Source organism: Labrys sp. Lb11, from assembly GCF_057554225.1.
The window spans coordinates 194656-214531 of record NZ_BAAJOT010000003.1 but is presented as its reverse complement, the minus strand read 5'-3'; the positions used below and the strand labels follow the sequence as shown (position 1 = coordinate 214531).

Sequence of the window (19876 nt, the reverse complement as noted above, 5' to 3'; positions counted from 1 at the left end):
AGCGCATTTCCATCAAAACGCGCTTTGCTCTAGGAGAGCGAGCTCGGCCGGCTCAGCACGGCAGAGAAGGCGTAGCCGCGGTAGAGCTGCCGGCAGTCGAGCGTGAGGCCGTGGCGATCGGCGAGGGCGGCCAGGACCTGCGGCAGCTCGGCCTGCGGATGGACGTGGAAGCGGCGCAGCCAGGCAAAGAGCAGGGCCTTGAACCAGAGGGGCAGCCGCTCCTGCTGGCCGAAGTCGACGATCATGAGCTTGCCGCCGGGCGCGATCGCCAGGGCGGCGCGCTCCAGCGCCTGGCGCCAGCCCGGGATCATCGACAGGGTGTAGGAGAGGTAGAGCCGGTCGAAATGCGGGCGGCCGAACATGGCCGCCTGGAACAGGGTGGCGTCGGCGCAGCCGAGTGTGACGCGTTGGCCGAGGCCGCTGCGCTTGAGCGACCGGCGCGCCGTGTCGAGCATGGCGCTGGAAATGTCGAAACCGTGCAGCCGGGCCGTTCGAAAGCGCCGCGCTGCCGCGACCAGGTTGCGGCCGGTGCCGCAACCGATCTCCAGGACGCTCTCGCCGTTGCCGGCGTCGAGGTCGGCGATCAGCCTGTCGCGGCCGAGCAGGTAGTATTTGCGCGTCAGGTCGTAGATATAGCGCTGCCAGCGATAGATGCCGTCCATCTCGGCGGCCGCGGCGGAGACGAGGGCGGCGGGGGCGTGATCCGTCACTGCAGCGGCCTCAGCGTGTAGAGATGGAAGCCGCCATAGATGGCGGAGCGGTCGCGGGCGGTGAAGTCGCGGCAGCGCTCGCGGTCGTAGGACCAGCGCGCCAGGACGTCGTCCGGGATGCGGCCGGGCAGCAGGCTCTCCTCCGCCGAGGTGCGGAAGACGACGCGGGCACCGGGGCGGGCGGTGCGGGTGATCTCGCGCCAGAGCGTGGTGAGGATCTCGTCGGTCATCCAGTCCTGCGCGTCGAGCAGAACATAGGCGTCCAGGCTGGCGTTCGGCCGGCTGCGCAGATGGTCGATCAGGTTGATGTGGCGCACCTCGATACGGCCGGCGCGGGCCTGGATGGTCTCGAAGGCGTCACGGGCGAGATAGGGCGGCACCGGGCCGTCGCCCTCCGGCTTGTAGCCGCGACCGAAGGCCTGCCAGGCGAAGTAGTTGTCGGCGAGGTCGAAGTCGCAGGCGAGCCGCTCCAGGCGTCGGCGCAGCACGGTCGCCATGTCGCCGCCGCCGGCCAGGGCGTCGTACTGCGCCGGCGGGATGCCGAGACCGTAGAGCGAGGCGCGCCGCCGGGCGAACCAGCGGATATGGGGGCGTTCGAACAGCGGAGCGATGCGGCGCTCGAAGATGGTGCGCTGCTCGGCCCGGTCGCGCGCCTGCAGGAGCGCGCCGGGATCGATGCGGTGCAGGCGGCCGAGGAGATGGCCGAAGCCGATGAAGCGGCCGAGCAGCCCGTGGCGATAGAGGTTCTTGGTGAAGTAGCGGGCACGGCGGCGGCCGAGCGCATCCCGGCCGTCCCAGTAGGCCCGGGTCTCGGCATCGAGCCAGGGGCGCAGTCGGGCATAGGTCTCGATGTTGCCCGCCACGCCCGAGCGGGCGAACAGGTCGTAGAAGGTGCCGTGGTCCGGCAGGTGCCGGGCGGCCGCGATCTTCAGGCGGTTGAGCGCCACGTGATGGGCGTTGAGGTCGACGGCGGTGATGGCCGCGGGGTTCGCGAGCAGGTAGCTCATCACGTTGCAGCCGCCCGAGGCGATGGCGACGACATGGTCGCTGGGCGTCAGCGCCAGCGCCTCCATGTCGATCTCGGGGTCTTCCCAGATCTGGGCGTAGACGAGGCCGCTGAAGGCCAGGGTGAACAGGCGGTCCTGCAGGCCGCGCATCGACAGGAGGCGGTGGTGCTCCACGGCGCCCTTGATGCGGCGACGGGTGCTGATGGCGTCGTCTGTCCGTACTGTCTCGGCAGTGCTCACGTCCGGCATCCTCCGGCGGCTTCGAATCGTTCGAGCCGTTGGGGGAAGGCGGATAAGACAGGGCGGTGACAGGCGCGTGACGGGTCGTGGCGCCGCCCGGCCAGGCCTCAGATGAACAGGCTGGAGACGCTCTCTTCGGAAGCCGTGCGGTTGATGGCCTCGCCGATCAACGGAGCGATGGAGAGCACGCGGATGTTCTCGGCCACGCGCACCGCCTCGGTCGGCATGATCGAATCGGTGATCACCAGCTCGCGCAGCTTGGAGGAGGCAATGCGGGCGACGGCGCCGCCGGACAGCACGCCGTGGGTGATATAGGCCAGCACGTCCTTGGCGCCCTTCTCGAGCAGGGCTTCGGCAGCGTTCACCAGCGTGCCGCCGCTGTCGATGATGTCGTCGATCAGGATGCAGGTGCGGCCGGAGACGTCGCCGATGACGTTCATCACCTCGCTCTCGCCCGGCCGTTCGCGGCGCTTGTCGACGATGGCGAGCGGCGCATCGATGCGCTTGGCCAGAGCCCGGGCACGCACCACGCCGCCGACGTCCGGCGACACCACCATCAGGTTGCGCGTGTCCATGCGCGCCTTGATGTCGCGCTCCATCACCGGGGCGGCGAAGAGGTTGTCGGTGGGAATGTCGAAGAAGCCCTGGATCTGGCCGGCATGCAGGTCGAGCGTCAGCACGCGGTCGACGCCGGCATGGGTGATCAGGTTGGCGACCAGCTTGGCCGAGATCGGCGTGCGGCCCGAGGCGCGGCGGTCCTGCCGGGCATAGCCGAAATAGGGGATCACCGCGGTGATGCGCCGGGCCGAGGAGCGGCGCAGCGCATCGGTGATGATCAGCAGCTCCATCAGGTGGTCGTTGGTCGGGAACGACGTCGACTGGATGACGAAGACGTCGGTGCCGCGGACGTTCTCCTGGATCTCGACGAAGATCTCCATATCGGCGAAGCGCCGCACCGAGCATTTGGTCAGGGATGTCTGGAGATAAGCGGCGATGGCCTCAGCCAGGGCCCTGTTCGAGTTGCCGCAGACGAGCTTGATATCGCCTGAACCGCGTCCACGGTCGCCAGCCGCCATCTGGAACACCCTCAAACGTCGCACCTTGGCGCGGCTCTTACCAAGGCCCGCGGGGTACGACAATGGTGCGTCACGTTAAGTTCACAGATGGGTGGCCGATTTGCATCATGCGCATGGCTATGCCGGCCGGCGGGCGGATGGTTGACAGGCCCGGCGTCATGCCCGATATCGCGGGGCATGATCGCGCCTGCCGCCATCGCCTTGCGCCTTTCGACCGCCGCCGCGCGGCTGCGATGAGGCGCGGCCGCTTGCCTGCGGCGCCCTGTCTTCTCCTTGTCGTCATTCCCGTTTCATCGTCTCCTCCTGCCGCAGGCAGGATGTGAAACCAGTGGAGCCTGCCATGGCCAGCGTGTCGGAACTCTCCAGGGCCTCGCAAGCCGCGCCGTCCGAAGCCACGGTCTTCATCGACGGCGAGGCCGGCACCACCGGCCTGGGCATCCGCGAGCGCCTCTCCGGCATGTCGGGCGTGAGGCTGCGCAGCATCGCGCCGGAACTGCGCAAGGATGCGGCGGCCAAGCAGGCGCTGATGCGCGAGGTCGACCTTGTGGTGCTGTGCCTGCCCGACGCGGCGGCCAGGGAGACGGTGGCGCTGGCCGACGGACTCGGCGCCGACGCGCCGAAGCTGCTCGACGCGTCCACGGCGCACCGCGTGGCCGAAGGCTGGGTCTACGGCTTCGCCGAGCTGGCGTCCGGCCAGGCCGACGCGATCCGGGCGGCGAAGCGGGTCGCCAATCCCGGCTGCTACGCCACCGGCGCCATCGCGCTGCTGCGGCCGCTGGTCGACGCCGGCCTGCTGCCGGCCGACCATCCCGTCGCCATCAATGCGGTCAGCGGCTATTCCGGCGGCGGCAAGGCGATGATCGAGGATTACGAGGCCGGGCGGGCGCCGTCCTTCGAGCTCTATGCCCTCGGTCTCTCGCACAAGCACCTGCCGGAGATGCAGGCCTATGCCCGGCTGGCGCGGCCGCCGATCTTCGTGCCGTCGGTCGGCAATTTCCGGCAGGGCATGCTCGTGTCGGTGCCGCTGCATCTGGACGCGCTGCCGGGCCGCCCGTCCGCCGGCGACCTCCATGCCGCCCTGTCGGCGCATTACCGGGGCTCGGACGCGATCGGCGTCGTGCCGCGTGATGCGGCCGAGCTGCAGTCGGGCCGATTCGAGGCCGAGGGGCTCAACGACACCGACCGGCTGGAGGTGCGCGTGCACGCCAACGAGGCGCAGCGGCAGGCCGTGCTGATCGCCCGCCTCGACAACCTCGGTAAGGGCGCGTCCGGAGCCGCGGTGCAGAACCTCAGGCTGATGCTGGGTCTTTGATCGCCCGGTCGCGCAGCACCCGTCCCAGCCTCGCCGCGGCGCCGCGCAACTGCTCCTGCGTAAAGCCGGAGAAGCCGAGGACGAGGCCCTGCCGCGGCGGGGCGTCGATATGCATCGGCGACAGGGCGCGGGGGGCGACGCCCGCGAGCCGGGCCGCACTGGCGACGGCGACGTCGTCGGCGAAGCCCGGGTGCAGCGTCGCGACCATGTGCAGTCCCTGTTCGGGCACGGCGACGGCGAGATGGTCGGCCGCCTCCCGGCGCAAGCCGGCGACAAGGGCGTCGCGCGCCGCCTGCGCGCTACGCCGGGCCCGGCGCAGATGCGCCGCGAAATGGCCCTCGTTCAGCAGGTCGGCCAGCGCGCCCTCGGCCAGGGTCGGCGGATGCCTGTCGGCTCGGGCGCGCAGATCCATCACCGCGCCGAGCAGCGGCTCCGGCACGACGGCATAGCCGACCCGCAGTCCCGGAAACAGCACCTTGGAGAAGGTGCCGAGATAGGCGACGCGGCCGGTCCCGTCCATGCCCTGCAGGGCGGTGAGCGGCGGCCCGGCGTAGCGGAACTCGCTGTCGTAGTCGTCCTCGATGATCCAGGCCTCGCCGCGGCGAGCCCAGTCGAGCAGGGCGAGCCGGCGGCGCATGGTCATGGTCACGCCGAGCGGATATTGATGCGAGGGCGTGACATAGACGGCCCGCGCCGCCGGGCAGAGCTTGGCCCCGAGCGCCGGGTCGAGGCCCTCGCCGTCGACGGGCACGCCGGCGACGCGAGCGCCGGCATTGGCGAGCGCCGCCCGCGCCATGGGGTAGCAGGGGTCTTCGATCCATGCCGCGTCGCCCGGGCGGATGATGGCGCGGGCCATGAGGTCGAGGCCCTGCTGCGTGCCGGAGGTGACGATGATCTGGCCGGCGTCGCAGCGCACGCCGCGCGCCGAGCGCAGATAGGCGGCGATGGCCTCGCGCAGCGCCGCGCCGCCGCGTGGGTCACCGTAGTGGAAATGCTCCGGGCCGAACCGGGCGAGGCGGCGCGACAGCAGGCTGCGGAAGGTCCGCAGCGTCCGCGCATCCGCCATCGTCACGCCCAGGGCGCAGGGCAGGGCCCGGGGCGGCTGCAGGTCGGGCCGGCGCGGCTGCGTCGGCGCCGGCGGCAGCTGCGGCACCGCGCCGGCGACGAAGGTACCGGCGCCGACCCTCGCCTCGGCATAGCCCTCCGAGGTCAGCATTTCGAAGGCGGCGACCGCGGCGGCGCGCGAGAGGCCGAAGCGGCGGGCCAGGTCACGGGTGGTGGGCAGCTTGGCCCCGGCCGGGACGGCGCCGGTCTCGATCAGCCGCCGGATGGCCGCGTAGAGCTCGCGCGTGCGCGGACCCTCGCCCGGCAGCACCGGGACGAGCGCGGACCAGTCGGGGAGATTGGTCAAGTGTTTCAATCCAAAATTGGTTCTTTTTTGGACCAATGCCATGGCGCAGATTGCACGTACCGAATGAGGACGCAAGCGCCATGAACGACATGACCATCGCCGCCGCCGATGCCTTCCCGGTCACCGAGCGTAACCGGGTGAAGCGCATGCACGAACGCGGCCGCTACGACCGGGCCGCGGTCTTCGCCGTGCTCGATGCGGGCCTGCTCTGCCACGTCGCCTACACGTTCGACGGGCAGCCCTATTGCACGCCGACCATCCATTGGCGCGAGGGCGACAATCTCTACTGGCACGGCTCCTCGGCGAGCCGGATGCTGCGCCAGCTCAAGGCGGGCACGCCGGCCTGCCTGACCGTCGCCCATCTCGACGGCCTGGTGCTGGCTCGTTCGGGCTTCAACCATTCGGCCAATTACCGCTCGGCCATGTGCTTCGGCACGGCCCGCATCGTCGATGATCCCGAGGAGAAGGCGCGGGCGCTGCTCGGCCTGGTCGACCGCTTCTACCCCGCCCGGGCCGGGGCGCTGCGCGCCACGACCGAACAGGAGACCAAGGCCACCACCGTCATCGGCATGCACATCGAGGAGGCCTCCGCCAAGGTGCGGGCCAAGGGCGTCGGCGATGACGAGGAGGACTATGGCCACCCGGTCTGGGCCGGCGTCATCCCGGTGCGGACGGTGATCGGCGCCGACGAGCCGTGCCCGCGATTGCTCCCCGGCATGAGCCGTCCGGAGGGCCTGGAGCCCTATCGCGAGGGCCGGCGGCTCGACGAGGCGCTCCTGGAGACGCAGCGCCTCTACGAAGCCGCCGGGCGCTGACCCCCGTCCGCTCCGCCGATCCTCGGATCTGATCCGGCCCGGCCGCGAAGTCCGGTGCATGCCGATACCGCCTTGCGACGGCCCAGATTATCGGGAACGATCGTCCGACGGTCTCGATCGCCCGGGCTCGGTCCGCCTCCGTGCCGATTCCCCCGCGTGACGAGATGCTCCCGTTCGGTCCCGAAAGCGAGGAGGTCGCATGTCAGCGGGCGGATCGTCCCCCACCCAGATCGGTACCCTCATCATCGCCACGAGCGTCATCCAGTTCGCCAACGGCTTCTTCACCACCTTCTTTTCCCTGCGCATCGCTCTGGAGAATTTCGACGGCCCCGTTGCGGGCCTGGTCCTGAGCGGCTATTTCGCCGGTTTCACCATCGGCGCGATCCGCTGCGGGACGATCATCGCGCGGATCGGCCATATTCGCGGCTATGCCGGGTTCGCCGGCCTTGCCGTGCTGGCGACCGCCGCCATGCCGGTGCTGGTCGGGCCGCTGTCCTGGCTGCTTCTGCGCGCCGTCGTCGGCTTCGGCTGCGCCGGCCTGTTCATAACCACCGAGAGCTGGCTCAACGCCAAGGCGGCGCCCGCCGAGCGCGGGCGCGTCTTCTCGCTCTACATGGTCGGCACCTTCGTCGCCCTCGCCCTCGGACAGCTCCTGGTCGGCCGGGTCGAGATGGAGACGATGCTGCCGTTCAACATCATCGTCACGCTCTTCGCGCTGGCTCTGGTCATGGTGAGCACGACCCGGGCCGATCCGCCGCGCCTGACTGCGACGGCGACGCTCGGCTATGGGGAGTTGCTGCGGGGCGCACCGGTGGCGTTTGCCGGCGCGGCCGTGAACGGACTGATCTCCAGCGCCTTCTATGCGCTCGTCCCCGCCTGGGCGCAGGGGGAGGGCATCGAAACGTCGACGGTCGGCCTGTTCATGCTGGCTGCGGTGGCCGGAGGCCTCGCCTTCCAGATCCCGGTCGGCCGATTGTCGGACCGCTTTGACAGGAGCCGGGTGCTGGCCGGCCTCGGCCTCGGCTTCGCGGTGGCCGCCATCGTCCTGATCCACCTGCCGCGCACGCTGTCGATGGTCCTGCCGGCCGCGGCGCTGCTCGGAGGGTTCATGTCGACCCTCTACCCCGTCTGCGCCGCCGACGCGAACGACCGGATGCCGGCCGACCGGGTCGTCGCCGTCAGCGGACGGTTGATCCTGATCAGCGGCCTCGGCTCGGTGGTCGGTCCGCTCGTCGGCATGAGCCTGATGCGGCGCTTCGATATCGACGCCGTGTTCTATCTCATGGCGGGCGCCGCCGCCCTGCTGGCCCTGCTGGCGGCCGGTCGGAGCTTCACCTCGCCGTCGCCGGAGCATGCCGAGAGGCCCTTCGACATCGTGCCGCCGCAGCCCGTGCCCTTCCAGGATGGCATGGAGGCAAGCGCCGGGGAGGCACGGCCTTGATCCTGGCCGCGGGGGCGGACGTCCGTCCGCTCAGGCCAGGGCGACGGCGTGCAGCAGGCGGCCGTAATCCGGCTCCTTGCGATGCGTCACCCGGCGATAGGAGAAGAAGCGCTCCTCGTCGGCATAGGTGCACAGCGCCATGTCCTCGAAGCGGCCGACCCCGGCTGTGGTCAGGCGGGCGCCGATATAGGCTGGCAGGTCGAACATGGCGTGGCCGTCGCGCTCGCTCGGGCCGAAGTAGCATCCATTGGCGGGATCGGCCGCGACGAAGCGCGCGACGAATTCCGGGCCGACCTCATAGGCGGTCCTGGAGATCGTCGGGCCGAGCACCGCGACGATGCCGGTCCTCAATGCGCCGAGCGCCTCCATGGCGGCGAGCGTCGCCTCGAGCACGCCGGTGAAGGCCCCCTTCCAGCCCGAATGCGCGGCGCCGACCACGCCGGCCGCGGCGTCGGCGAACAGAACGGGGCCGCAATCGGCCGTCGACACGGCGATCGCCAGCCGGCGCTCGCGCGTCACCATCGCGTCGGCCTTGGGCGAGGTCTCGCGCGTCCACGGCGTGGTGACGGTGATCACGTCGGGCGAGTGGATCTGGTAGCAGGTGACGAAACGCTCGCGCTCCACGCCGAGCGCATCCGCCATCCGGCCGCGATTCTCGCGGACATGGCCGGGATCGTCCGACGAGCCCTGGCCGCCATTGAGGCTGGCATAGATGCCGGAGGACACGCCGCCCCGGCGGGTGAAGAAGCCGTGGCGGACGCCCGGCAGCTCGAGCGCGGGATGGGTGAGGGCGATGGCGGGCGAATCGGACATGGCGGCAGGATCGTCGCTCGGCGGCGGCGCTGTCAAACCGCTCCGTTTACCACATCTTATCCCGCCCGGCCGATGCTGCCCGCCGGACGGCATCGGACGAGACGGAGCGAGGCTCCGGGCGGTCGGCGCCGCCGGGGCAACGGCATGCGCCGGCTCTTCTCGCAATCCCGCCGCGTTCGACGCATAATCGCCGCAGGCATTTTCCAGAAGACCCGTCGGCGGAGTGGAGTTGAGTGGCGTCCAGGTCATGATGTCGGATGCGATGAGGGGCGTGCGGCCGAATTTCCTGACCATTGTCGCCAGAGGAGCGGCGCTGGCCGGCCTGCTGGCGCTGATCGCGCTCGTCGTCCTGGTCGTGCGCGGGGTGCCGGACTCGGTGCAGCCTCCCAAGGTGGCCGAGCAGTCCAACGCGTCGGCGAAGACCGACAAGGCCGCCTACGCGCCGGAGGCAGCGCCGCTGCGCTCCAACACCTCGCTCAAGTCCGATCGCAACAGCGCCGGCGAACCCTCGAAGCCGAAAGCGAAACCGGCGCTGGGCAAGTTCAGTCCGGTGGAGCCGCCCTTCGATATCGTCAGCGCCGATACGTTCAAGGCCGATACGCGCGTGTTCAGGCTGGCCGGCGTGGAGGGCCCGCCCCGCAATGCCGTCTGCATCGACGCCGACAACGGGCTGTGGGCCTGCGGCCTCTATGCCAGGGCCGCGCTGAACAATGCGCTGAAGGACCGGCAGGTCGCCTGCGCGCCGCTGCCGGCCGAACCTGGGCAGGAAGCGGAAATGAGCTGCACCATCAACGGCGGCAATCTGGCGAGCATCCTGGTCGGCCTGGGATGGCTGCGCCCGCGCGAGGGCGAAGGCGCCTATGCTCGCGAGCTGGAAGAGGCGAAGTCACAACGGCGTGGAATGTGGAATGGCGATTGGCACATCCGGTCCTAGGCGGCCGAGCCTGAGCGTCGTATCGGATCGCGGAGACTTCGTGCCCGGCGGCCGTCCGGCCGGCCGCGGCAGGGGTGGCGCCGGGGCCGTGTCGGGCTTGCTGAACGTGCTCACGCTGGCGGGGCTGGCGGCGGTGGCGATCATCCAGCCCCGGCCTGCGCCCGATCCGCCGCAGGACCGGCGCGGCGCCGTGGCCGATGCGCCGGTCCCGGTGCAGGCGAGCGCCACGCCGCCGCCGCCGCCCGCCGTCGCGCCGCTCGCCGGCCGGGCGGACGAGCCGCATGAGCCGTTCTGGACTGCGGCGCCGCAGCGGGTCGACCGCGAGGCGCCGCAGTTCCCACGGGTCGCAGGCGCCGCCGCGCCGCAGGCGCGCTACGACCTCGCGCTGACCATGCCGGCCGACCTGCGCGCCGTCGACAGCGCCACCTTCATCGTCGGCGGCAAGTCCTACCGCCTCGAGGGCCTCGATCCGATCGCGCCGGGAACCGTGTGCAAGGGTGCGCAGGGCGCCCGCACGGCCTGCGGGCGGCGGAGCGTGGTCGCCCTGCGCAAGGAACTGCTCGGCAAGACGCTGGAGTGCCGCTCCGTCGGCACCGACGGCGCGGTGATCGTGGTCGAATGCGGCGCCACCGGCCTGGCGCTGGCCGTGCGCATGGTCCGAGACGGCTTCGCCAAGGCGACGCCCGACGCGCCGGAGATGATCAAGACGGCTACGGCCGAGGCCAGGCGCGGCCGGGTCGGGATCTGGGGCAACGAGGTGCGGTAGGGCGTCGGCCCGGCGTCGTCGGCGTGACCCTACCCGCCGCTCAGTCCGAGCGCCTTGAACAACCCGCCCATGCCGCGGTCGCCGCGGTCGGTCAGCCGGGCCAGCGCCGCGTCGATATCGGCGGCCTGGGTCGGCGAAGCCCGCCGCTTCAGGGTGGCGGCGAGGGCATGGATGCCGAGGCTCTCCAGGAGATCGGCCTGGGTCGCGGCGAAATCGATGCGCGCGCCGGCGGCCGTGGCGGCGCGGGCCAGGGCGGCGAAGTCGACATGCGCGGTCAGGTCGGCCTCGCCCGGGTCTGCGAGCGGATCGGCATAGGCGTGGTCGCGCATCGCCTGCAGCGTGTCGCCGAAGCCGGTCTCCAGGTGGCCGTAGTCGACGATCAGCGCCGCGCCGCCGTCGCGACCGAGGCGGCGGGCGAGGCGGCCCATGAGAGCGAGGCCGTCCTCGCCGATCTCCAGCACCGCGCCTTCGGGCGCATCCGGCAGTCCCTTCGCATCGACCGGCCCGGCGGCGAGGCCGAAGGCGAGATCGCCGCCTTCCCCCAGTCCGACGAGACGCTCGTGCCAGCGGCCGCCGCGGCGCTGCAGCTGGCGCACCGGCAGAGCGTCGAAGAACTCGTTCGCCACCAGGATGAGCGGGCCGTCCGGCAGGGTCTCGACGCCGTCGTGCCAGTGCGGGGCGCGGCCCGGCAGGGCGTCGGCCTGCCGGCGGCGCAGCACCGGGCTGGTCTCGACCAGGTGGAGGCGCAGTGCCGCCGAGAAGTCCGGCGCCGCCTTGCCGACGGCGCGCAGGGCGTCGGCCATCAGGGTGCCGCGGCCCGGGCCGAGCTCGGCGAGGATGACGGGATCGGGCCGGCCGGAGCGGTGCCAGGCATGGGCCGCCCACAGCCCGATCAACTCGCCGAACATCTGGCTGATCTCCGGGGCGGTGACGAAGTCGCCGCGTACTCCGAGCGGGTCGCGCGTGCGGTAATAGCCATGGACGGGATGGCCGAGGGCGAGGGCCATGAAGCGGGCGACGCTGATCGGGCCGTCGGCCCGGACCAGCTCGGCGATCTCCCGGCCGAGCGGCGTGGTCACGCCGGAGCCCTCTGCCGCAGGGCTTGCCAGACCAGGCCGGCGCCGACGATGATCAGCGGCAGGGAGAGGGCCATGCCCGCGGTGATCGGGCCGAGCACATAGCCGTCGGGCTCGCGGAACAGCTCGGCGAAGGAGCGGGCCAGGGCGTAGCCGATGCCGAACACGCCGGTGACGAGGCCAGGACGCTTGAGCCCGCCGCGGCGCGTCAGGACCAGCAGCACCACGAACAGCAGCAGCCCCTCCAGCGCCGCCTCGTAGAGCTGGCTGGGATGGCGCGGCACGATCTCGCCGCTGGCGTCGGCCGAGCGCGGGAACAGCACGGCCCAGGGCACGTCGGTCGGCCGGCCCCAGAGCTCGTCGTTGACGAAATTCGCCAGCCGGCCGAGGAACAGGCCGATCGGCGCCACTGCCGCGGCCACGTCGAGATAGGACAGCACCGGCACGCCGTGCCGGCGCGCGAACAGGACGATCGCCAGCGCCGCGCCGATCAGTCCGCCGTGGAAGGCCATGCCGCCGTGCCAGACCTGCACGATCTCGGCCGGATTGGCGAAGTAGTAACCGGGTTCGTAGATCAGCACCTGGCCCAGGCGGCCGCCGAGGATGACGCCGAAGGTCACCCAGACCAGCAGGTCGTCGAACAGCGCCGGATCGCCCGGCGGCTTCGTCCAGAGCGTCGTGTTGGCGATCAGGCTTTTGCCGTAGAGCCAGCCTGCGACCAGGCCGAAGATATAGGCCAGCGCATACCAGCGGATGGCGAAGGGACCGATCTCGACGAGGACGGGATCGATGATGGGCAGGGGGAGCGCGTACAGCATGCGGCCTTAGTGTCGCGGCTGTGTGGCGGGGTCAAGACAGCGGGCGCGGCGGCGCATGGTTCCCGTCTCGCGCCGGCCGCGGCGCCATGATAGGAGCAGGCAAAGGAGTTTCGCCATGACCCAGACCACCGGCCGCATTTTCGACGAGTTCGCCAAGTTGATGACCGATGCCGCCGGCATGGCGCAGGGCGTGCGCCGCGAGGTCGACGGCGTGGTCCGCGCCCAGGCCGAGCGCATCCTGCGCGATCTCGACTATGTCACGCGCGATGAGTTCGAGGCGGTGAAGGAGATGGCCGCCAAGGCCCGCGACGAGAACGAGCGCCTGGCGGCGCGGCTGACGGACCTGGAGGCCAGGCTCGCCGCGCATTGATCGCAGCCGGCGAGGCTTATCCACAGCCGACTCCCGGGCGAAAAGCCAGCTTGTGGAAGAGATGAACGAATCCTTGCCGATTCAGCGAGAATCCCGAAAGTCGTCGCCATGGAAACGGCGGGACGGTCCGCCGCGGTAGCAAGGCGGCGCGGCGTCCCCGGCGGCGCCGGAAAAGGGTTCGCCGTGATCGAAATGCTGAGCGAGCGGGCCGGTCATCCCGTCGACCTCGTCGAGCATGTGGCAAGCGCTCACGACTGGGCTTTCGACCGCCATGGCGAGGACGAGATCTCGATCGTCGTCAAGGGATTGGCCGCCGACTACTCGGTCGCCTTCACCTGGATGGACGACATCGAGGCGCTGCACCTGTCCTGTTCCTTCGATACCCGCATTCCCGATCGTCGCCTGGCCGACGTGCTGCAGCTCGTCGCGCTGGTCAACGAGCAGCTCTGGGTCGGGCATTTCGACATCTGGAATGCCGACAGCGTCATCATGTTCCGGCACGCGCTGTTCCTGGCCGGCGGCGCCACGGTCAATCCGCGCCAGTGCGAGGCGCTGATCGAGACGGCGCTGCAGACCTGCGAGCGCTATTTCCAGGCCTTCCAGTTCGTGATCTGGGGCGGCAAGTCGCCCAAGGACGCGCTGGCGGTCGTGCTGTTCGAAACCGTGGGAGAGGCGTGATGCTCGATCTCGGCGGCAAGCTCCTGCTGCTCGGCGCCGGCAAGATGGGCGGCGCCATGCTCGACGGCTGGCTCAAGCTCGGGCTCGACCCGAAGAGCGTCGCCGCCATCGATCCGCATCCGCCCGAGGACACCACGGCGTTGATGCGGGCGGCCGGCGTCGCCGTGAACCCGGACCTTGCCGCCTTCGGCGCTCCCGCCGTGATCCTGCTGGCGATCAAGCCGCAGATGATGGCCGAGGTGCTGCCGCAGGTGGCTGCCCATGTGGCGCCGACCACGCTGGCCGTGTCGATCATGGCCGGCAAGACCATCGCCGGCATTGCGGCGCTGCTGCCGCCCGGAGCGGCGATCGTGCGGGCGATGCCCAACACGCCGGCGGCCGTGGGCCGCGGCATCACGGTCGCGGTGCCGAATGCGCAGGTGACGGCGGGCCAGCGTGCCGCGGCCGACGCGCTGCTGCGCGCCACCGGCGCGGTGGAGTGGGTCGAGGACGAGGCGCTGATCGATGCGGTGACCGCGGTGTCCGGCTCGGGCCCCGCCTATGTCTTCCATCTCGTCGAGGCCATGGCCCAGGCCGGCGTCGCCGCGGGGCTGCCGGCCGGGCTTGCCATGCGCCTCGCCCGCGAGACCGTGGCGGGGTCGGGCGAGCTGCTGCACCGCTCCGACCAGACGGCGGCGACGCTGCGCCAGAACGTCACCAGCCCGGGCGGCACGACGGCGGCTGCGCTCGCCGTGCTGATGGGCGAGGGCGGTCTGGCGCCGCTGATGGAAAGGGCGGTCGCCGCAGCCAGGAAGCGGGCGCAGGAGCTGGCGGGCTGATCCGCCACATTGATCGCCGCCGGCGAGTGCCTATGTTTCAGGCGCAGCATCGAAACGGAGGCGACCATGGCGAGAAAGCCGGCGACGAACCCCGAATCCGAGGCGCCGAGGGATATGCGCGCCGCCGCCATCGACGCTCTGATGGAACTGGCGGCAGAGCGGGATTGGCACGAGATCAGCCTGCCGGATCTCGCCGAGAGGGCGGGTCTCTCCCTCTCGGAGCTGCGTGGCCTGTTTCCATCGAAAGGAGCGGTCCTGGCGGCGTTCTCGCGCCGGGTCGACCAGATCGTGCTCGACGGCATCGATCCCGCCATGGCGGAGGAGCCGGCGCGCGAGCGGCTGTTCGACACGCTGATGCGCCGCATCGATGCGCTCGGGCCCCACAAGCAGGCGATCCGCCACATTTCCCGGGCGCTGCTGCAGGATCCGCTGGCGCTCGCCGCCTGGAACCGAGTGGCCGTCGGCTCGATGCAATGGATGCTGGCGGCCGCGTCGATCGACACCGAAGGCCCGCTCGGCGCCATCCGGGCCCAGGGCCTGGCGCTGGCCTGGTCGCGGATCGTGCGGGTCTGGCTCGCCGACGAGGACGAGGGCCTGGGCCGCACCATGACCGAGATCGACCGGCAGCTGCGTTCCGGCGAGCGCTGGATGGAACGCGCCGACGACCTGTGGCGGATTACGAGCCCATTCCGCCGCATCGCCGAGCGCTCGATGCAGCGTCGCTCGCGCTTCCGCGACCGGATACGGGAGCGTTTCTCCGACGCCACCGAACGTCGCCGTCGCGAGGATGGCCGGGACGGCGCCGAGGCCGTCTGAGGGCGTTGCAGGACGAGGCGCGGAAGAGCCCTCTCCAGCGAAGTCGGTGGGGCGCCGCTTCGTGCAGAGGGGATTTCCGCCCTTTTTCCGGACCCTGCGCCGGGCCTGTCGCTCGTCCGGCGGTGATCTGATTGAATCCCGCCGATCGCCGCGCTAAGACTGCGTCCGGGACTAAGTGCTTCACCTCCATTTTGCGAAGCCCCCCTGTGGGCGAGATGGGCTCCATGCCGGACTTGCCGCGCCGCCCGCGTCTTCCCTCCCCCGGCAAGTCGGATGTTTCCGACTTGCCTTCCTTGTCTGCCCATCTCGGGAACACCCGAGATGGGTGGGGAGGGATACAGGGTGGGGGTCGTGCAGGATAGGATGAACCCTACGTCGACGACCCCCAGCCCCTTATCCCTCCCCGCAAGGGGGAGGGGACCGGCCGGCGTCGCGCCTGGAGCACTTATTTACGGACGACGCCTCAGGCCGAAACAGCGGCGCTCCGTGGTCGCCGCCCCCTCCCGCCCTTTCCTGACAGGACCAGACACATGAGCGGTTCGGATCGCGCGCGCCAGATCGGTTTCGACGATTTCCTGGCTGTCGACGTCCGGGTCGGCACCATCATTGCCGCCGAGCCCTTTCCCGAGGCGCGCAAGCCGGCCTTCAAGCTGCAGATCGACTTCGGCCCCGAGATCGGCGTGAGGAAATCCTCGGCGCAGATCACTGTGCATTATAAGCCCGAGACGCTGGTGGGGCGGCAGGTCGCGGCGGTGGTGAACTTTCCGCCGCGCCAGATCGGCAAGTTCATGTCGGAAGTGCTGACGCTCGGCTTCCCCGACGGCGAGGACGCGGTGGTGCTGGTCGGCCCGAGCCGGCCGGTGCCCAATGGCGGCCGGCTGTTCTGAGGACGCCGGCCGGCGCTACACCGGCACCCGCACGCTCGCCCTGAGGCCGCCGAGCGGGCTCTTGCCGAGGGTCACGTCGCCGCCATGGCCGCGGGCGATGTCGCGGGCGATGGCCAGGCCCAGCCCCGTGCCGGCATGGTCCTGGTTGCGGCCCTCGTCGAGGCGGACGAAGGGCTTGAACACTTCCTCGCGCTGGCTTTCCGGCACGCCGGGGCCGTCGTCGTCGACGTGGAGGGTGAGGTAGCGCGTTTCGCGCTGGCCGGTGATGACGATCTCCTCGCCGAAGTGCTGGGCGTTGGAGACGAGGTTGGCGAGGCAGCGCTTGAAGGCGTCCGGACGCACGGTGACGATCGGGTCGCCCTGGAAGGACACGCGGGTCTCGTGACCCTGGCGCTGGGATTCGGCGCGCAGATCCTCGAGCAGCCCGGCGATGTCCGTGGCCGAGGCGTGTTCGGCGGCGTCGCCGCGCGCGAAGGCGAGATAGGCCTCCAGCATGCGGCTCATCTCGTCGATGTCCTTCTGCATGTCCTGCGCTTCCGGGCTGGCCTCGTCCATCAGCGCCAGGGACAGCTTGAAGCGGGTGAGGATGGTGCGCAGGTCGTGCGAGACGCCGTTGAGCATGGTGGTGCGCTGCTCGATGGCGCGCTCGACGCGGCGGCGCATCTCGATGAAGGCGCTGGCGGCCTGGCGGACCTCGCGGGCGCCGCGCGGGCGGAAATTGGCGACGTCGCGCCCCTTGCCGAACGCCTCCGCGGCGGAGGCCAGTTGCTGGATCGGCCGGATCTGGTTGCGCAGGAACAGCACGGCCACGGTCATCAGGATCAGCGACGAGCCGACCATCCAGACCAGGAAGATGTGGCTGTTGGAGGCGTAGGTCTGGCTGCGCCGGGCGAAGACGCGCATCACGCCGTCGTCGAGCTTGATCCGGATCTCGACGAGGTCGGAGCGGCCGACCGTGTCGATCCAGAACGGCCGGGCGATGCGCTGCGTGATCTCGTCCGACAGGGCCTGGTCGAGGATGGAGAAGAACGGCTTCGGGCCGGCCGGCGGCAGATCCTCCGGCGGCCGGAACTCGACGGTCAGGGCGAGCTGGTCCTGGGCGATGCGCGCCAGCTTCTGCACGGTCTGCGGGTCGTGCGGGAACTGCTGGTAGAGCTCGATGAGCGCCGCGATGTCCTTGGTCGTCGCCGCCGAAAGCCTGGCGGTGACGCTCTGCCAGTGCTTCTCCATGAAGACATAGGCGAGCACCGCCTGGAGGATGACGATCGGCGTGATGATGATCAGCAGCGAGCGGGCGTAGAGCCCCTTGGGCATGCGGTCGCCGAGCGCCGACAGGCCGCGGCCCGGCGCGGCCAGCAGGTCGCGCCAGTGCGACGCCAGCCAGCTCGAACGGGTGGGGGAGGCGGGAGGGGCCGTCGTCACGGGTCGACCACCAGGCGGTAGCCCGAGCCGCGGACGGTCTGCAGATAGACGGGGTTGCCCGGGTCGCGCTCGATCTTGCGCCTGAGGCGATTGATCTGCACGTCGACCGTGCGCTCGTTCGAGGCGTCGGAGGAGGGACCGGCGAGGGCGAGGCGGTCGACGGTCTCGCCGGGAACCTCGACCAGCAGGCGCAGCATGTCGCGCTCGCGCTCGGTGATGCGGATGGTCTCGCCGTCGCTCTGCAGCTCGCCCCGGGCGACGTGGAAGGTGAAGGTGCCGAAGCTGACGCTCTCGCGCGCCGGTTCGGCCGGCGGAGCCGGCGGCGTGCGCTTGAGGATGTTGCCGATGCGCAGCAGCAGTTCGCGCGGCTCGAAAGGCTTGGCCAGGTAGTCGTCTGCGCCGATCTCCAGGCCGCGGATGCGGTCGTTGGTGTTGCCCTGGGCGGTCAGCATCAGGATCGGCACGTTCGAGCTCGCGCGGATCGACTTGGCGAGCGCGAAGCCGTTCTCGCCGGGCATCATCACGTCGAGGATGAGGAGGTCGAAGGACAGAGCCTCGATCCGGGCCCGGGCGCTGGCCGCATTCTCCGCCGTGGTCACGCGATAGCCCTGCTCGGCCAGGTAGCGCGACAGCAGGGCGCGGATGCGGTTGTCGTCGTCGACGACCAGGAGATGCGGCGCATCGTCGGCGACGGGCTGGATCGGCTTGGTCATCGGTCCTCTTGGTTGGCCACGTTCTCGAGCACCAGGCGCTCGACCGCCGGACGCTCGAAGGGATCGACGAGAGAGAACAGGAAACGTTTGGCGACAGCGTGGCTGCCCGGGCCGGTCTCGGCGAGGGCCGCCGCGATGCGCCGGGACTGCAGCACGGCCAGCTCGTGCGCCAGCGCCTTGCCGGCCGGCGTCGGTTCGAGCAGGCGCTGGCGCCGGTCTTCGTCGCCCTTGCGCTGGATGATGAAGCCCTGGTCGACCAGTTCCTTCAGCACCCGGCCGAGCGACTGCTTGGTGATCTTCAGGATCTCCAGGAGCTCGGCCACCGTGAGGCCGGGATTGCGGTCGACGAAGTGCAGCACGCGGTGATGAGCCCGGCCGAAGCTGTAGGCCTCCAGCAGATGGTCGGCTTCCGACACGAAGTCGCGATAGGCGAAGAACAGGAGTTCGATCAGGTCATAGAGCGGCGGCGACGCGGGATCCGCGAGCCGGGGCGGCAGGGGGGAGGAGAAATTTACGTCAGCCATATTGACATATTTCGGTCGGATCGTTACTCAAAAAGGGTCCGCGGCGCAAGGATCGGCCTGTCTGTTCAGGCCAGAACCGTCCCCGCTGGACGGCAAGCGGTTCCCGGCGCAAAACAATACCGGGACTTGTTTCCCGACGCAAAAGCGCCGGCTTATCGATGGAACGCGCGACAAAGCGCGGGAGGATTGACGATGTCTGTGCCCTTCGATCAACGCGACGGCTTCATCTGGCTCGACGGCAAGATCGTGCCCTGGACCGAGGCCAAGCTGCATGTCCTGTCGCATGGGCTGCACTATGGCAGCGCCGTGTTCGAGGGCGAGCGCGCCTATGGCGGCACGATCTTCAAATCGACGGAGCATTCGGCCCGGCTCAGGCGTTCGGCGGAGATTCTCGACTTCGTCGTGCCCTATTCCGTCGCCGAGATCGACGCGGCCAAGGCCCTGGTGCTGGAGAAGAACGGCCTGAAGGACGCCTATGTCCGCCCGATCGCCTGGCGCGGTTCGGAGATGATGGCGGTCGCCGCCCAGCACAACACCATCCATGTGGCCATCGCCACCTGGGAGTGGCCGAGCATGTTCGACATGGCCACCAAGATGAAGGGCATCCGCCTCGACATCGCCGACTATCGCCGCCCCGACCCGCGCACGTCGCCGTGCCTGTCGAAGGCCGCCGGCCTCTACATGATCTGCACGATCTCCAAGCACCGGGCCGAGCGCAAGGGCTATGCCGATGCGCTGATGCTCGATTGGGAAGGCCGGGTGGCCGAGTGCACCGGCGCCAACGTGTTCTTCACCCGCGACGGCCAGATCCACACGCCGATCGCCGACTGCTTCCTGGACGGCATCACCCGCCAGACGGTCGTCGGCCTCGCCAAGGCGCGGGGGCTGGAGGTGATCGAGCGGCGGATCATGCCGGACGAACTGGCGAGCTTCCACGAATGCTTCCTCACCGGTACCGCGGCGGAAGTGACGCCTGTGGCGGAGATCGGGCCCTACAGCTTCAAGCCGGGCGCCATCACCCGCACCCTGATCGAGGACTTCAACCTCGCCGTGCGGCCCGATCCGTCCAAGGCCGCCGCCTGAGACCGGCTGGAGGCGGGCCGACGAAGCCCGCCCTTCGTGCGAGACGCCGCGGTTCCGCCTTCACCGCGACGCCCGCGTTTTCCCTCCCTCCCATCTCGGGAACGCCCGAGATGGGCCGAGAACGATACAGGGAGGGCGATTCGCCT

Annotated in this window: 21 protein-coding genes; 11 read left to right on the top strand and 10 right to left on the bottom strand. The window is 70.3% G+C overall.

Annotation, left to right across the window (positions count from 1 at the left end; all coding sequences use genetic code 11):
- Window positions 1-29: 29 nt before the first annotated feature.
- The 3 genes from AC27L4_RS10850 to AC27L4_RS10840 form a co-directional block, all read right to left on the bottom strand.
- A complete protein-coding gene (locus AC27L4_RS10850) occupies window positions 30-710 on the bottom strand; it encodes a class I SAM-dependent methyltransferase (RefSeq protein ID WP_487142134.1) in 681 nt (226 codons plus the stop codon).
- Window positions 707-1966, bottom strand: coding sequence for a BtaA family protein (locus AC27L4_RS10845; RefSeq protein ID WP_487142133.1), 1260 nt, complete (start codon window positions 1964-1966; stop codon window positions 707-709). Before AC27L4_RS10845 ends, AC27L4_RS10850 begins: the two co-directional genes overlap by 4 nt.
- Before the next feature lie 98 nt (window positions 1967-2064).
- A complete protein-coding gene (locus tag AC27L4_RS10840) occupies window positions 2065-3033 on the bottom strand; it encodes a ribose-phosphate pyrophosphokinase (RefSeq protein ID WP_487142132.1) in 969 nt (322 codons plus the stop codon).
- Window positions 3034-3373: 340 nt separating this feature from the next.
- Between AC27L4_RS10840 and argC the strand changes: the two genes are divergently transcribed.
- On the top strand, window positions 3374-4345 hold the full coding sequence (gene argC / locus AC27L4_RS10835; RefSeq protein WP_487142131.1) for an N-acetyl-gamma-glutamyl-phosphate reductase: 972 nt from the start codon (window positions 3374-3376) through the stop codon (window positions 4343-4345).
- On the opposite strand, the gene pdxR is transcribed toward argC, so the two are convergent.
- Window positions 4323-5798, bottom strand: coding sequence for a MocR-like pyridoxine biosynthesis transcription factor PdxR (gene pdxR, locus AC27L4_RS10830; protein WP_487142130.1), 1476 nt, complete (start codon window positions 5796-5798; stop codon window positions 4323-4325). The genes argC and pdxR overlap by 23 nt on opposite strands.
- A 47-nt stretch (window positions 5799-5845) precedes the next feature.
- On the opposite strand from pdxR, the gene AC27L4_RS10825 reads away from it, so the two are divergent.
- Together AC27L4_RS10825 and AC27L4_RS10820 are read left to right on the top strand one after the other, a co-directional pair.
- Window positions 5846-6571, top strand: coding sequence for a pyridoxamine 5'-phosphate oxidase family protein (locus tag AC27L4_RS10825; RefSeq protein WP_487142921.1), 726 nt, complete (start codon window positions 5846-5848; stop codon window positions 6569-6571).
- 199 nt (window positions 6572-6770) lie between these two features.
- Complete coding sequence (locus tag AC27L4_RS10820) at window positions 6771-8012, top strand: MFS transporter (protein ID WP_487142129.1); 1242 nt, start codon at window positions 6771-6773, stop codon at window positions 8010-8012.
- Window positions 8013-8042: 30 nt separating this feature from the next.
- Here AC27L4_RS10820 and pgeF read toward each other — a convergent pair whose 3' ends face one another.
- Window positions 8043-8807 (bottom strand): peptidoglycan editing factor PgeF, encoded by a 765-nt coding sequence (pgeF, locus tag AC27L4_RS10815; protein ID WP_487142920.1) that lies wholly within the window; start codon window positions 8805-8807, stop codon window positions 8043-8045.
- 247 nt (window positions 8808-9054) lie between these two features.
- Here pgeF and AC27L4_RS10810 point away from each other — a divergent pair, with 247 nt between their 5' ends.
- The gene (locus AC27L4_RS10810) at window positions 9055-9759 is read left to right on the top strand and encodes a thermonuclease family protein (protein WP_487142128.1); all 705 of its coding nucleotides are present in this window, start codon (window positions 9055-9057) and stop codon (window positions 9757-9759) included.
- A gap of 40 nt (window positions 9760-9799) precedes the next feature.
- Window positions 9800-10525 (top strand): hypothetical protein, encoded by a 726-nt coding sequence (locus AC27L4_RS10805; protein ID WP_487142127.1) that lies wholly within the window; start codon window positions 9800-9802, stop codon window positions 10523-10525.
- A 29-nt stretch (window positions 10526-10554) separates the two neighbouring features.
- Here AC27L4_RS10805 and AC27L4_RS10800 read toward each other — a convergent pair whose 3' ends face one another.
- Both AC27L4_RS10800 and lgt read right to left on the bottom strand, forming a co-directional pair.
- Window positions 10555-11604 (bottom strand): class I SAM-dependent methyltransferase, encoded by a 1050-nt coding sequence (locus AC27L4_RS10800; protein ID WP_487142126.1) that lies wholly within the window; start codon window positions 11602-11604, stop codon window positions 10555-10557.
- Complete coding sequence (lgt, locus tag AC27L4_RS10795) at window positions 11601-12419, bottom strand: prolipoprotein diacylglyceryl transferase (protein WP_487142125.1); 819 nt, start codon at window positions 12417-12419, stop codon at window positions 11601-11603. The genes AC27L4_RS10800 and lgt overlap by 4 nt, the downstream gene beginning before the upstream one ends.
- 115 nt (window positions 12420-12534) lie before the next feature.
- Between lgt and AC27L4_RS10790 the strand changes: the two genes are divergently transcribed.
- From AC27L4_RS10790 to AC27L4_RS10770, 5 genes are all read left to right on the top strand, one after another.
- The gene (locus tag AC27L4_RS10790) at window positions 12535-12789 is read left to right on the top strand and encodes an accessory factor UbiK family protein (RefSeq protein WP_487142124.1); all 255 of its coding nucleotides are present in this window, start codon (window positions 12535-12537) and stop codon (window positions 12787-12789) included.
- Between the two features lie 192 nt (window positions 12790-12981).
- Entirely contained in the window at window positions 12982-13467 is a 486-nt protein-coding gene (locus tag AC27L4_RS10785) for a type III secretion system chaperone family protein (RefSeq protein ID WP_487142919.1), read from the top strand.
- Entirely contained in the window at window positions 13467-14285 is an 819-nt protein-coding gene (proC, locus tag AC27L4_RS10780; RefSeq protein WP_487142123.1) for a pyrroline-5-carboxylate reductase, read from the top strand. Before AC27L4_RS10785 ends, proC begins: the two co-directional genes overlap by 1 nt.
- A 66-nt stretch (window positions 14286-14351) precedes the next feature.
- Window positions 14352-15101: a TetR/AcrR family transcriptional regulator gene (locus AC27L4_RS10775; RefSeq protein ID WP_487142122.1), complete on the top strand. Its 750-nt coding sequence runs from the start codon at window positions 14352-14354 to the stop codon at window positions 15099-15101.
- Between the two features lie 530 nt (window positions 15102-15631).
- Complete coding sequence (locus AC27L4_RS10770) at window positions 15632-15988, top strand: tRNA-binding protein (protein ID WP_487142121.1); 357 nt, start codon at window positions 15632-15634, stop codon at window positions 15986-15988.
- A 15-nt stretch (window positions 15989-16003) separates the two neighbouring features.
- Here AC27L4_RS10770 and AC27L4_RS10765 read toward each other — a convergent pair whose 3' ends face one another.
- The 3 genes from AC27L4_RS10765 to AC27L4_RS10755 are packed head-to-tail and all read right to left on the bottom strand — an operon-like array spanning window position 16004 to window position 18647.
- On the bottom strand, window positions 16004-17347 hold the full coding sequence (locus tag AC27L4_RS10765) for an ATP-binding protein (RefSeq protein WP_487142918.1): 1344 nt from the start codon (window positions 17345-17347) through the stop codon (window positions 16004-16006).
- Between the two features lie 59 nt (window positions 17348-17406).
- Complete coding sequence (locus AC27L4_RS10760; protein WP_487142120.1) at window positions 17407-18123, bottom strand: response regulator; 717 nt, start codon at window positions 18121-18123, stop codon at window positions 17407-17409.
- A complete protein-coding gene (locus tag AC27L4_RS10755) occupies window positions 18120-18647 on the bottom strand; it encodes a MarR family winged helix-turn-helix transcriptional regulator (RefSeq protein ID WP_487142119.1) in 528 nt (175 codons plus the stop codon). The genes AC27L4_RS10760 and AC27L4_RS10755 overlap by 4 nt, the downstream gene beginning before the upstream one ends.
- A gap of 192 nt (window positions 18648-18839) precedes the next feature.
- On the opposite strand from AC27L4_RS10755, the gene AC27L4_RS10750 reads away from it, so the two are divergent.
- A complete protein-coding gene (locus AC27L4_RS10750) occupies window positions 18840-19730 on the top strand; it encodes a branched-chain amino acid aminotransferase (RefSeq protein ID WP_487142118.1) in 891 nt (296 codons plus the stop codon).
- Window positions 19731-19876: the final 146 nt, after the last annotated feature.

Excerpts from the sequence above, each read along its gene's own strand:
- AC27L4_RS10755 (WP_487142119.1), bottom strand. The coding sequence starts at position 18,647 with ATGGCTGACGTAAATTTCTCCTCCCCCCTGCCGCCCCGGCTCGCGGAT.
- proC (WP_487142123.1), top strand. The coding sequence starts at position 13,467 with ATGCTCGATCTCGGCGGCAAGCTCCTGCTGCTCGGCGCCGGCAAGATG.
- AC27L4_RS10770 (WP_487142121.1), top strand. The coding sequence starts at position 15,632 with ATGAGCGGTTCGGATCGCGCGCGCCAGATCGGTTTCGACGATTTCCTG.
- AC27L4_RS10820 (WP_487142129.1), top strand. The coding sequence starts at position 6,771 with ATGTCAGCGGGCGGATCGTCCCCCACCCAGATCGGTACCCTCATCATC.
- AC27L4_RS10785 (WP_487142919.1), top strand. The coding sequence starts at position 12,982 with ATGCTGAGCGAGCGGGCCGGTCATCCCGTCGACCTCGTCGAGCATGTG.
- AC27L4_RS10750 (WP_487142118.1), top strand. The coding sequence starts at position 18,840 with ATGTCTGTGCCCTTCGATCAACGCGACGGCTTCATCTGGCTCGACGGC.
- pdxR (WP_487142130.1), bottom strand. The coding sequence starts at position 5,798 with ATGGCATTGGTCCAAAAAAGAACCAATTTTGGATTGAAACACTTGACC.
- argC (WP_487142131.1), top strand. The coding sequence starts at position 3,374 with ATGGCCAGCGTGTCGGAACTCTCCAGGGCCTCGCAAGCCGCGCCGTCC.
- lgt (WP_487142125.1), bottom strand. The coding sequence starts at position 12,419 with ATGCTGTACGCGCTCCCCCTGCCCATCATCGATCCCGTCCTCGTCGAG.
- AC27L4_RS10825 (WP_487142921.1), top strand. The coding sequence starts at position 5,846 with ATGACCATCGCCGCCGCCGATGCCTTCCCGGTCACCGAGCGTAACCGG.
- AC27L4_RS10790 (WP_487142124.1), top strand. The coding sequence starts at position 12,535 with ATGACCCAGACCACCGGCCGCATTTTCGACGAGTTCGCCAAGTTGATG.
- AC27L4_RS10840 (WP_487142132.1), bottom strand. The coding sequence starts at position 3,033 with ATGGCGGCTGGCGACCGTGGACGCGGTTCAGGCGATATCAAGCTCGTC.
- AC27L4_RS10760 (WP_487142120.1), bottom strand. The coding sequence starts at position 18,123 with ATGACCAAGCCGATCCAGCCCGTCGCCGACGATGCGCCGCATCTCCTG.
- AC27L4_RS10775 (WP_487142122.1), top strand. The coding sequence starts at position 14,352 with ATGGCGAGAAAGCCGGCGACGAACCCCGAATCCGAGGCGCCGAGGGAT.
- AC27L4_RS10845 (WP_487142133.1), bottom strand. The coding sequence starts at position 1,966 with ATGCCGGACGTGAGCACTGCCGAGACAGTACGGACAGACGACGCCATC.